We start from the raw sequence: 12,760 nt of genomic DNA, 5'->3' as shown, positions 1-12,760 counted from the left end.
AACAACCACTTCGAGTGCAAGAAATGCTATCTATAGCGTTATTGTTATGCATTTTTCAAATACTCTGGCCATTGCAACTTACCATTTTTGATACTGTCTTTGGGAGTTAGCGAATAATACCGTCGGCCTAGGATTTTAAACCATTAGCTCGAACCTGCCACCAATCATAGATGTAATAGGCAAATAATTGCCAAGTTTGATGGGGGCAGTTCGTCTCTTTGAAAAATATGCGTGGTTCTCTCGTAACTGACAATTCAACCGACTCGATACCGAGGCTTCACAATGTAATTGATTGAGCCCCGTCCCGCTTTGCGGAATGCTGTTGAAGGGATATTTCCGCCCGATGCCGATCGGGAGGCCATCAGAAATTCGGTCAATAAAAAAGGGCCTACGTGCTAACGTAAGCCCTTGCTTTATTTACCGCGGACGAGATATACGACCGATCGAGTGTCTATCTTTGACTGTTTAAATCGGCCTATGCCCAAAATTGGAGGTTTTATCCAATTGGAAAGTCGCTGAAAAGATCGCTTTCGCCATCTTGGCGCCGTTTGCCGGTTTGTTCAGAAAATGACTCAACTCATTATCATCAATCCGGTCAATTATTCGTTTGACCTGCTCCGCTTGGAGTATTTCTTTGCTGAGAAAAACCGTTCCACCTGTTTGAATCGAAAAGCCATCGAAATCGACCAAATAGCCCGCCAGAACCACTCCTAAACTAGTTGCTTTCGCCATGTTGTAATCGATAATCTGAAAAGTCGCTTTGCTGAATACATTCTCCGCTTTGATGGTATCTTTGCGATTCGTTTCATCCAGTCGGTAAATCGCATAATGCGCGTTGCCCATGCGTCGAAGCAATTCAAGTTCGTATGCGTCGGCTTCTTTACTGAATAGACGCAAGAACTTCTCCGCCATGTTGAAGCCGTTTGGACGATAGCCGTAAATCGCATAATCGGTAAACAAGTCCATTTCGTTTTCTTTTTTGACCATCAATGTCTTTTGATGCCAAATCCCCAGATGCTTGCCGCAGGTTTTAATATCGTCTTTCGTGAGCTTTCTGAAAATCTTGCTGTTCAAATCCATCATTCGATGACGCATCTCGGGATAATCGGCTGGAGTAAAGGTAGAATTGGCCATGAGCTATCTTGAATGATGATACGAAGTTTGTTCTTAACAGGCCGTATCGTTTTTGCCGGCCCGATACCGCCCCTACCGGAACACTATAGGAATTATGGAGCAATACTGTATTTTTTCAAAGGCACTACAAATAAAAAAGGCCTGTAGAGAAAAACTCTACAGGCCTTGATTTATTTGGCTCCCCCGGACAGGCTCGAACCGCCGACCTAGTGATTAACAGTCACAAAACACAATATATCAGAAAGAATCATATTAACTATATTTATTTTATATATCATATATTTATAAAATTTTTCAAATCAGTTCGTCTCACCAAAACCCACAAAATATTATGCACAACGCGACATTAAATGCGACATTTTTATGATATAATTTGCCATAATTTCCAAATCGATTAGTGAACGATTTCGATTGAGGCGATTATAATGAAAAAGCCAAACTTAACTGATAGGTTGATTAAAAATTCTAAGGCTGGAACGAATACCATCAGATTGAGGGATAACTCCTCTGACCCTGCTTTGAAAGGTTTTATGCTCCAAATCTTACCTAGCGGTCTTAAAACTTTTGTACTTTCTTTCACCAGCCCCGAAACAAGTAAAAGACGATTTTTAAAATTAGGCACCTACCCGGCCATGTCTTTAAAAGAAGGCCGAGAAGCAGCTAGACAGGCTCGTATACTACTTGACAATGGCTTAGACCCTATTACTCATGCCGAACAATCGAAACTTAAAGCAATAACTGAAAAAGAACATCAAAAAAGATTAGGAACAGTTGAGCAGTTATTTAATTTCTATTTGCTTGACTTGGAAATGGATCAGAAACGTTCTGCCAAACAAGTCAAGTCAATTTACTTAAGAGATATTGGTCCTAACATTGGACATATCAAATGCTGCGAAGTAAGCACCGATCACATCGTAGACATTCTCGCCCTTATAGAAAACAGAGGCGCTCCAACTCTTGCCAATAGAACGCGATCTTACCTCAGAGCTGCATTTACCTTTGGGCAGCATTGTAAATCATCGCCTCGTTGGAAGAAAAACCAAGATCTCCCTGATTTCAATATCCGCATCAATCCTGTTATTGATACCAAAAAAGCGACAGGTGAAAATCGAGTCGGAAATAACTACCTCACTAAAGAAGAAGTAAAAAAACTGTGGAATTCAATTGGTGTCGATGCAATGAGTGCCGATATGGCCCTTGCCATTAAGCTCTTAATTTCGACTGGCCAAAGAGTTGAGGAAGTACTCAGCGCAACTTGGCCTGAGTTTGATCGCCAAGAATTATTGTGGACCATTCCAGCGGAACGAAGAAAAAATAGAGAAAAAAATAAAAGCAGAGAACCTCACTTAGTACCTTTGACTGAATTTCATCTTCGCTTGTTAGATGAAATTAAGCAATATTCCGGCAGCAGTAGATTTTTATTCCCACATCATCAAGATGCTTCAAAACCACGAACTAGCGATTCATTATCTCAAGCCGTTTACCGGTTCTGCTTACCACAAGGAAAAAGCAAGCGCTCCTCTTTTCCAAAATTCGCTCCTAGAGACTTGCGTAGAACTTGGAAAACATTAGCAGGCAGTATCGGGATTGGTTTAGAAGTTAGAAACAAAATCCAGGGGCACGCTTCTCAAGACATTGGATCCATCCATTATGACCGATATGATTATTTAAAAGAAAAGCGGCTAGGAATCGAACTGTGGATTGATTGGCTAGAAGAGTTAGTTACAAATGATTGAATCATATATGAAATAACTGAATCATAAATAGTTAATTATTATCAGATAGTGAAACGAATTTGAATCACCAAGCACATGAGCTCTCTATTACTTTATTAGCGCAATAATGAAATGATTGCTAATTCAACTTTTATGTAGAAATGACATTTTCTGAAACTATTGTCTAACAAGGCTTCGCATCCAAGCCCACGATCTGGTATGAATTTCACCCAGACAATACCCTCTCGATACTGCATTTCTACAACTAATCTAAACACAATACTTCCAAAAGTACATCTGTCGACCATCGTTCACCGTTTATTGCCTGCGCCTTTCCACATGAATCAGACATGGAAACCAATTGATAATCTACGCTATTGCCAAAGTCAAAATAGCTCTCGGCAGGTTTTGCAAATCGTATATTCCAGTATGCGACTCCCTGATCGAAGCGAATTTTTATTGCCTTACCTGAGTCGAATTTTATGATTAGTTTTCTGTGGTGCGGTATATCTTTTTTACTATCGAAAATATTCAACATGACAGCGGTATTAAGCTTTTTATTGATCCACTCCTGAGCAAAAGAAGCAAATTCATCTCGTTTTGCCCAGTCATGATGAGCCCGGTTCCCATTTCGGTCTCGCGCCTTGAATAGCGTATTCACCGTAAATTTATTAATCTTTGGGTTCTTTTCAAATACTGGCTTAAATAAGGCAGTCAAAAGCGATACAGCGGCAGGATTTTGAATGTATCGGTCGGAATAAACAACCTCAGTTACCTCGCCTCTCTCCCATAAGTCGCTTAATTCTTCATGTTGACCGCTGATAAGCTCCCAAAATTTAGAGCCGAAACTGTTTAGATCACCGTTAAGTTCGGAGCAGATTTCAATATCGAAAACCGATGTTTTGGTTCTGTGCATCCACCGAGATGTATCGAGCTCTGCTACTTCGGCTGAAACATTGGCTAGTGTTTCAACCACGATTTCTCCTCGCTGATGCCATGAAGGGCCTGGAACCACCGCATTTGAAAATTTAGATGCAATGGTGAAGACGGCTTCGCCTTTTACGACTTGTGCAACGATAGGATTATCGTCACCAACCGCACTTTTGAAAAAACGTGCTCCAACAGTGGACAGGCGATAAAGATCATGTTGTAAATCCGGGTCTAGCGGATCAACCCCTATAACCAAATCAACCTTCACTTCATCTTGCAGAAGATAATTGTGAATTGCTTTTCGAAACGCTGGAGCGAGAAGATCCCATTCATTTTCATTTCCCTTAAGCCAAAGAGTAAGACGTTCAGCGCCTTCATTGATATGCCTACGCAACACTTCTTCGATTGAGCCGGGGCAGTATTTGGCATCCGTAATCAATTGCTCCTCTTCAGGGAGCCTTGCATAGTTCGCAAAGTTAGCTCCAAGCCAATCTAATGCTAATTTACGATCCAGTGAGTCATGGTCATGACGGGTTTGGGAATCAAGTAAACATTCGCTACACGCAGTTTCGCAGTGACTACACTCCAAATGTTTAACCATTTTCGCTAGCAATGTTTCGATATGAATCGGCGCACTAGAAGCGAATCCTGCTCCGCCACTTATTATGTCGTACAGTTGAATAACTCGAATGGCCGCACCGTTTTCTAGTCTCGCCGGACGAGTTGCGTAACCTAGCTCGGAAGGGGAAATACCAAGAATGCCGGAAAGCGCAGCGCGTAACGCAACGGCTAAAGTTATCGCTATTGACTTGGCTTCTTCCGAACCATCGGCGAGAAACTCTCCCGACACAGGGTGACGAAGAATCAATTCAAAAACATCGGTGTAAGCGTAGGCTCCCAAAACGACATTTGGAACTAAACTCGACGAGCCTGAACATGGTAAACGCTTGTTGTTATTATCCTTATCTTCTTTGCTTGGCCTAGGGGGAAAATGGCTGCCTGATGGCGACAGTGCGGAAGGATAATCTTTAGCTGTAACCATGGATTCTGCCCTTCCGCAGGATAAGCAAAGCGCATAGCCATATCCGAATTCACCAGAGCTATGGTGGAAGATTTTCCCATTGACGCCATAAGACATGTAGCCAAGCACTGGATTTGGAAGAGGTGCCTTATTTGCTTCCACGAAAACCCAAGATGGTTCGACGGGAATAAATTTTTGATGCTCGATATTATTGGATACACCTGCATATGCATCCGTCACGAAACCTGCCGGCTGCATAACCTTTTTAATATTGTCTGTCTTTATCGGTTTCCTACAATCACTATTGGAACAAAGCAGTTCCGAATCTCTAAGAACACCTTCATCGTAACCAAGCGCACCACAGCTGTCACAGCGCCATGCAATATCAAATTTCTGAGCTTCATTGGTGTCGCTATGTAGATTATGCCAATGTAACGAAACACCAGCCGAACGAAACACTCTACCATCCAAGACAACTTCGGCTCCCGGAGCATATTCACGAATGGCGATAGCAAGGTTGCGCGCAGGTAATCCTTTATATCTGGATACATTATCATCACGGTCTTTCTTAGAATTTTTTTTGTTTTCCTTCCCTCGAATGTAATCTTCAATCGTGAAGTTATCAAAATTTACAACATCGGTAGGAAAACCATACCCCGGCAAGAAAGTACGAGCGGCCAGATCCCGCAAAAGATATTCTTCTGAATGACGGCGCTTTTCTATTCGAATACGCATTAAGTAGGGACTTTCAGGTTTTGCATTGCTTTCTTCGGCGACAAGATAACGGTAATCCTCTAACCAGCGCGATTGAAGTTGTTTAATCTTGACAATAGTCTCAGTACGCAACTGGAATGACGCGAGACCTTGTAACGCAGTGCCTTTAGCCAAACCGTTTACAGCTATGTCTATATCTAATACTGCGTTGCCAAGCCAACTGATAAAACGATCGCAAAGGGACTCTCCATGTTCGTCGTTAAAAAACCATTGTGTATCGAGCCGGGTCCTTTCGGTTTTTGTTATTCCTACCTCGTGACATAAAAAATTCGCCAACATCAGAGAATTGACATGCCTTTGAACTAATCTAGCGGAATTAAGCGCGACGGCGGGTGCTGGTATGACGGTTTCAAAAGGCCAAGAAGGGTTTGCAAAAACCTGTTGATCATGCGGATTACCCTTACACAAGGTATAAGCGAGTGCTCTCGCTTCCTTACTGCGCCCAGCCCGACCTGCTCGCTGCAAATAGTTAGCCGGGTGCGGCGGTACGTTATTCATTACGACGGCAGCAATACCACCAATATCGACCCCCATTTCCATGGTGGTGGAACAGTTGAGTACATTAATTTGCCCTTTTTTGAACATTTCTTCGTAGTCTTCCAAACGTTCCGAAGACTGCTGTGCCGAGTGCTCAGCAGTGCGATAGTAAAACCCGCCTTCGACTGCTCTATCGTTAAGGTTCGTCCACAGGTTTTGCGACCGTAGATTTCTGATCGCCTCATTGCCGCCTACCAACTTTCTCACTTGTTCCAATCCGAGAACATAATCTTCCTGCGAATGATCAAACTCCCAAACCTCTGGCAACATCACCTCTGTAACCTTAAAGCGGTTACGTTCTTCATCAGTCAAACGGTTGAATTTGATATTCGTGGGCAAGTAAGGGGTTAACTCTTTAAAAGCGGTATCCAACAATTTATTGGTGACTGGACAAACAAACGCTTTATCGACTAATGAGAACGTCATTTGTTCTTTTGCCAGATAGAAACGATTCCCATCGGACTTCAATACCCGATTATTTTCGGTCAATTGTAACCATGCTTTCCGTAACCAAAGATTCACTCGGTCAACATCGACCGTTTTGGCTGGATCCAGGTTGGTGGCCAATAACAGCATTTTGATCAATCGCTGGCTGAAATTTCCATTACGAATGTTAGGCCACCGCTTCACTTGATAATCGTCGGTTTCTTCGGAAGCAGGGTTTCGCAAGAGCTTAGACGAAAAGCGAGTACCAATCCATGAACGCCAATCTTCCTCAAGCTGGATAAAGCTCCCTTCTCTGACATAAAAATCGAGTGCAACTTTTAAGAAATCTTTCCAATCCGTTAGAGAGAGTCCGCTCTCTTGCCAATAATCCGGCAACGTACTTATATCTTTTAAACCCGCATAACCGACCTTAACCAGCCCTTGGGTTTCAAGACTGTTTTTTAATTTAGGTCTACGCCTAAACTCGCGAAACAACAGCATTTCAGCTAATTTTAATGGCCCATCATTTTGCTTAAAAATTTCCGGTTTATGGTATTGGTTATAAAGCAGCATCGACGTTTTAATATCATTCTTTTGCCTAAGCTCATTTGCCAATTCACTCCATGTGAGCTCAACCAATGATATTCGAGCACCTGAAGACATAGCTTTCGCTTTTTCTTCCAGATTTTTTGCCTCATGAACCATTCCCATATTTTTTAATATCTTGGCCTGCTCCAGAATATCTTGTGCTGTAACACCCTCTGCAGGCTTAAACTGAACTAAAGAAGTCCTTTGGTGAGATGAAAGCACTTCTACGATAAGGCCGCGCACGCGATTTCGTTCCGCTTCTTGCTGCATGCTCACCGCCATACGCGCAGTCCCTTGGCGACTATCGGTAAAAGTAATCAGTCTGCGACCACGGCCGGGCAGTGACTGTGCGCCAGGCCCTTTTTGCCCAACTTCATTTTTGAAATCGGGGCAATATTCCAAGACGGTGGGTACCGCATTCGCTACATAAAACGGGGCACCCAATAATGATCGCCGAAAAGGCAACATACCCTTGCTACCCGTATATTCGCAGCCAACTTTACTACAAACCACGTCACCATCATTCAGACCAAGTCTCACAGTCTCTCCTGACTTAACGTGAAATTCAGCACTATTCCTATCCAGCTCAACAGGAATAAACCCTAGGTCTTCATTGGGGCTGGAGGACAAAATGAGCGGGTTTTTAGCGGAACGCTGGGACAATTCCCCATCGGATGGCGTTTCGTCCTCGCTACCCGCCTCGCTCAACAAAGAAAACTCGTCTCCGCCCGACTCGTTCCATTGCACCAACTTGCCCCGTTTATCCCTTACCAATAAATGCGGCTCGTTGCATTCATTACAGAAGCCCACTTCAAAAACAGGACTGCCACAGCTACAGGTTTGGCGTTGGCTCACATAGACATAGCCGAAAGGCCAGTGTTCTTGTAAAGGCGTGTTCCTTTTAGCCTCACAATCTTTATTGAAACACGACCAGAGCCCTTGAATGGTCCGCTGAAAAAAATGCGCTCTAAGTTTCAAAAACGCGGGGTCATCTTCGGACGGTTGAGTACCTGTACAAACATCCAGCCAACGTAGAAGTTCGGATTGAGAAAGACTATGGCCTATTCGTCGATTAAACTGGCCTGAGATTTCTGACAATTTTAGCGGCTTAGGCGTAGTCACTAAGATATCCCTAAGCAGTCTGGCTTCCGGCGAATGGACAAGCATTTGGTAGCGTTCGGGATGAATATGAGGTGCCTTGGTATTCGCACTCTGTATCCCTTCCAAATCATCCAATTTGACGGAAATATTCTTGCTACTCGGTAGGCTCGGAATGACCCGACTTCCACCCCAAACATCAATTTGTTCGATTGGAACTCCCGACAGGTCGGAGAGAAACTTCTTCAACTGTTGTTCAGTATCATCGCCTGCGATGGTTGCGGAAGTCGCCACAAAGCGAACCTGCTTGGGGCTCACCCCAAAGGCATGCATCACTCGGCGCAACTGCAAAGCCAATTCCGCTGCCTGTGAACCGGCATACGTATGTGCTTCGTCCAATACTATCCAGCGAAGAGACTGTTCTTTCCGGGACTGTTGTAAGATCGGCGCATCAATCTGGCGCACAAGCATATATTCCAGCATCGTGCCATTGGTGACGAGGATAGGCGCCGGCTCTTCCCGCATCAGTTCACGAGATAAGATCTCATTCGGCTTCAGGGGCTGCTCACTCCGAACTTTCGCGTGAAGCTCTTCAGTTTTGCCGTTGTAAAGGCAATACCGAATTCCTTTATCAAAGGATTGTGTCCAGGCGTTTAAACGTTCTCTTTGAGAGTTGATCAGTGCATTGAGAGGATAGAGAAATAATGCGCGAACGCCAATCAAAGGCTTGCTGCCGTTATCCTTATATTCCCGGTAAAGATCTTCCAGCACCGGAACCATAAAACATTCGGTTTTCCCAGAACCGGTACCGCTAGTCACGACGACGGAATGTTTATCCTCGAGTAGCGATTTCCAACTCGCAAGCTGATGCGTAAAAGGGTGCCAGTTCGCGCCAAAACGGTAGCGTCCATTTTGCTTGCCATCAAGCGATTCCACAACTTCCTTACTTAAAAGTTTCTTTTTGAATGCTAAATCATGCATGGTAATGCCTGATTCTTGCCAACCAAACATTTGTTCAAAGATCGGTGGTGCTAGAAAAGACCCTTCTTTTCCGCATTCAGACTTCATTAAACCGGTTAAGTGCTCACGTAATGCAGGATTTGTAATCCCCAAAACACCCAGTGTTGCTTCGGTTGAGCGCGATAAAGATTGCTCTACAAGAGAAGAAAAATATTTCGTCATGGAAACCCGGTCCCTTATTTATTGTTAGCGGTATAGCGAAGCAGAGAATACTGATACATGTCGGAAAACCACTGGTTATCAAAATCTCTTACTTGTCTTAAAAAAAAGACTGCATCTGTTGAATTTGCAAAAACATCGTCAAAGTTACTTTTCCCTGCTGCTACAGCTGCGGCAAACACAGGCAGATACACAACTGCATTGCGATAGTCCATCTCGGGCTCGAATGAGATAGGACTTTCTTCTTGAGTTAAGCTCCAGCGTTTCAAACGAGTTCCACCAAACGCTGGCCAGCTATCATCTCTTCTAGTTCGGATCAATTCTTGATACCAAGTGGAGACGGCATGTTGCATCACGGCGTTCGGCATTTGCGTCTCTTGAGGAATGCTTCCATCATTTAGCCACTTTTTAATATTGCCGTTGTATGATGAAACTGCCTCGCTGAAACAGTCGTACATTTTCTTGATAAGCTCGGGCACGAATTCCTCTCTAACACCTTTCTGCAATAAGTCATGCTTTAATCTTTCCGCTGCGTTTCTTATCTCTACAATTGGAAACAACTCCCATAAAAAAGGAAACTCCGTTTCAATGCGAGATATAAAGTCGACGGACATTTCAAACTTAAACATTGCCATTGCTAGAGCAGCAGGAATTCTTACCAAGGCACGCCAAACTTCAAAAGTGGACAGAGGTAAGTAGCCGTAATTGTCGTATAAATTCTTTAAAAATTGCCAACTGCTATGCGCTGGATTCAATGCCATTGCATTGAGCACCGGCTCAAATGCATTCACAGGCGATTTCGGGTCGAATGTCAAAACCGCTCTCTGCAAATTGCGTATCTCACTTACAGGCTCAGACGGATTTGAATTTCCGGGTATAAATACCGGCCGAAATGTAACTGATGAACTTTTGGCAGGAACGATCAACCAAGGGCCTGCTCTATCAATAATCGCCGGCAATTCAAACTCGCCTGTAGCAACGCCTTGGCTCATGCGAGAGTGTAACTCGATGGGATGACGCTCCGGCTCACTCAACAGCATTAGCATGGGTTTGGGTACTTTCCTGTTATTAGCCGATGAAATCAATGTACGACGACTGGGACCGAAATCTATCCCGACAGCATACCGACCAATTCGACAAACGATATTGCTATCGATCGACAGCTCTACAGCTTGGTCAATACCGGTTTGTAATGAAAGCAAGCTCTCTACCTGGTCTTTCAGGTTAAATAGATTCACTTCGACCGGTTTATCACGAACCTTTGCATGCCACGTATAGAAAGCATGTGCGGCTGAATTTCCTTTTAAACTTAATTCCATCCGATAGTTTGTTGCCGATTGCTCGGCACGTCCAAATAAATAAATACGGGCTCCCAAAAGATCCGAAACAGGCAATGATTTCGGCAAAGGCTTTTCATCTTTATCGAACGCCAGATAACCCGAACCCGGAAACGGCAGTTCAATGCTGATCGGGTCGCTTTCGAGATTTGGAGTGACCAGTACCTTCACATGGGCTGGCGGAATCCCTTCTACTTCGAGAGACAATTCGGTATGGTCATCATGACGCACACGCCGTGCTTTAACTTGAGAAGATTCCAATCGATAAAGGCAAGTAATTTTTGAATAAAAATGAATACTACCTTGATTGGACTGCTGGCCGCTTTTTAGCTCAATTTTAAAATCAGCCGGAAGCAAGCCAATACGTTTTCGAAGCAGCGTTTCATTATCATTATTACGAACCGACAAATAGTGACGCCCCAGTTGCTGTTGCAGAGAGCATGTATCAATTGGACGCCCGGAAAGATAGATATGCGCCCCTTTCGCACCGAGATCCGGTTCAGAATTGACCCATTCGACGGTAGGCACGCCTAAGAATGTTAGGCTGGGCACACACGGCCATTTCAAAAGATGACCTTTCAAATCAAGAGCCAGATTTGCCGAGGCCGAATCCCCTATCCGAATTCGAAACCGTTCCTCGCCCAATACCATGGCAACACAAGTACCTTGAACATTGACGGTATGACAACCAAGGCATTGTTCGCGGTCGGTGTAAACGCCGTCATCAACGTTCAATTCCGAGCCATTGGGTAACAAAAGCAATACGTCGACACATTTGGTTTTGAAGCTAGCTTGCCCACAGAGTTGCCAATGGTCGTCAACAAACTCAAAACCAAGCGGCACTTCGCCAACTGCGACGGCAGTATTTTGAATGGGTATTTCAGCCAGTTTGGAGCCACCGTATAACGCAGCGAGCGTCAGGCCATCACTTGGCGACTGCCGCTTACATCTAACAAGCTTATGTTTCAAACGGACTCTAGCTCTCTTCTCTTCTAAAACTGCGTAACCCACGCCTAAGCTGACCAACTGTTCTTCTGCTTCAAAAATTGCAAGTTCTAAGCGGCATGAAGGCGGATCACCATCCAGGTTAAAAGTGACTTCTTTTGGGAAGCTAATTTCTGATTGAAGAGCATCACTGCTTTGGTTGGTAAAGAAGTGTGTGCAATTCCACTGCCTGTCAGTTCCTCGTCGCGTACGCGTTTCTTTTGAAGCTGATTGGAGTAGACCATTCAAAAACTCACTACCGGTTTCTTCATCAAGGGGAATCGGAAAACGTTCACGCCAATTTGGACTTGCGGCATCGAGTTCATTTACCGGTTCATCTTTTGTATCCAGCCCGTATAAATGAACAATAGCGACCAACTCATCTGCTATTTGCGCAATTAAATCTACCGACGTGTCCTCCATGAAAACCTGCGGAAGGCCCGCTTGTTCAATCAGGCCAGTTACAAGCTGTCGTGTGGTTTGTCCCAAAAGCTCGGCATTTTCGTATTGTTTTAGTATCTTTCCGAATACCGTTTGAAAACGACTATCGGATTGCTTAAGAAGACGAAATGGCAATCCGCCTTCACTAAATAGCGAACCCAGGAAGTTCCGTCTTTCCGATTCATAATACCGTATGGGGCGGTGCCAGAACCCTTCTAGCCCATTAGGTACAACCCGGCTCAACTCAACTGCAGAAAAAGAAAAGCCCAAAGTCGACCAAATCGACTCCCAACTCCAACCGCAGTCACGCTGGTATTCGCGCCGATACCACTCCGCACAGAACAACGTAAAACAAGCATTCGCAGTCTTATCGGAGGTGAAATTAGCCACATTGCCACACTCCGACAGCAAACGCTTTAAATCAACGTACTCCTCATTACTGACGTGATATTCATACAGCGGTCGCTGATCGGGCTGCTTCAACGACCTTCGCGTTAAAAAGGCAGTGAGCCAGGAAGAAAATGTAAAGACTGAATCATTTTTAACTTTTTGAATACTTACTTCCATATATTTCAACCTATTTTTAATAGAAAGGT

At 44.1% G+C, this 12,760-nt stretch carries 4 protein-coding genes; 1 reads left to right on the top strand and 3 read right to left on the bottom strand.

Features of this window, described 5'->3' with window-relative positions; all coding sequences use genetic code 11:
* Window positions 1-465: 465 nt before the first annotated feature.
* A complete protein-coding gene (locus ACINK7_RS06555) occupies window positions 466-1,134 on the bottom strand; it encodes a hypothetical protein (protein WP_404360509.1) in 669 nt (222 codons plus the stop codon).
* Between the two features lie 425 nt (window positions 1,135-1,559).
* Here ACINK7_RS06555 and ACINK7_RS06550 point away from each other — a divergent pair, with 425 nt between their 5' ends.
* Window positions 1,560-2,870: a tyrosine-type recombinase/integrase gene (locus ACINK7_RS06550; protein ID WP_404360508.1), complete on the top strand. Its 1,311-nt coding sequence runs from the start codon at window positions 1,560-1,562 to the stop codon at window positions 2,868-2,870.
* Between the two features lie 244 nt (window positions 2,871-3,114).
* Here ACINK7_RS06550 and ACINK7_RS06545 read toward each other — a convergent pair whose 3' ends face one another.
* Both ACINK7_RS06545 and ACINK7_RS06540 read right to left on the bottom strand, forming a co-directional pair.
* The gene (locus tag ACINK7_RS06545; protein ID WP_404360507.1) at window positions 3,115-9,405 is read right to left on the bottom strand and encodes a DEAD/DEAH box helicase; all 6,291 of its coding nucleotides are present in this window, start codon (window positions 9,403-9,405) and stop codon (window positions 3,115-3,117) included.
* Between the two features lie 14 nt (window positions 9,406-9,419).
* Window positions 9,420-12,731 carry an STY4851/ECs_5259 family protein gene (locus tag ACINK7_RS06540; protein WP_404360505.1) on the bottom strand — a complete coding sequence of 1,104 codons (3,312 nt, stop codon included), beginning with the start codon at window positions 12,729-12,731 and terminating at the stop codon, window positions 9,420-9,422.
* Window positions 12,732-12,760 lie beyond the last annotated feature (29 nt).

The sequence above is a fragment of the Methylotuvimicrobium sp. KM1 genome, assembly GCF_044788715.1.
Taxonomy (GTDB): domain Bacteria; phylum Pseudomonadota; class Gammaproteobacteria; order Methylococcales; family Methylomonadaceae; genus Methylotuvimicrobium.
This window is presented reverse-complemented; position numbering and strand designations above follow the sequence as displayed.

Excerpts from the sequence above, each read along its gene's own strand:
- ACINK7_RS06555 (WP_404360509.1), bottom strand. The coding sequence starts at position 1,134 with ATGGCCAATTCTACCTTTACTCCAGCCGATTATCCCGAGATGCGTCAT.
- ACINK7_RS06550 (WP_404360508.1), top strand. The coding sequence starts at position 1,560 with ATGAAAAAGCCAAACTTAACTGATAGGTTGATTAAAAATTCTAAGGCT.
- ACINK7_RS06540 (WP_404360505.1), bottom strand. The coding sequence starts at position 12,731 with ATGGAAGTAAGTATTCAAAAAGTTAAAAATGATTCAGTCTTTACATTT.
- ACINK7_RS06545 (WP_404360507.1), bottom strand. The coding sequence starts at position 9,405 with ATGACGAAATATTTTTCTTCTCTTGTAGAGCAATCTTTATCGCGCTCA.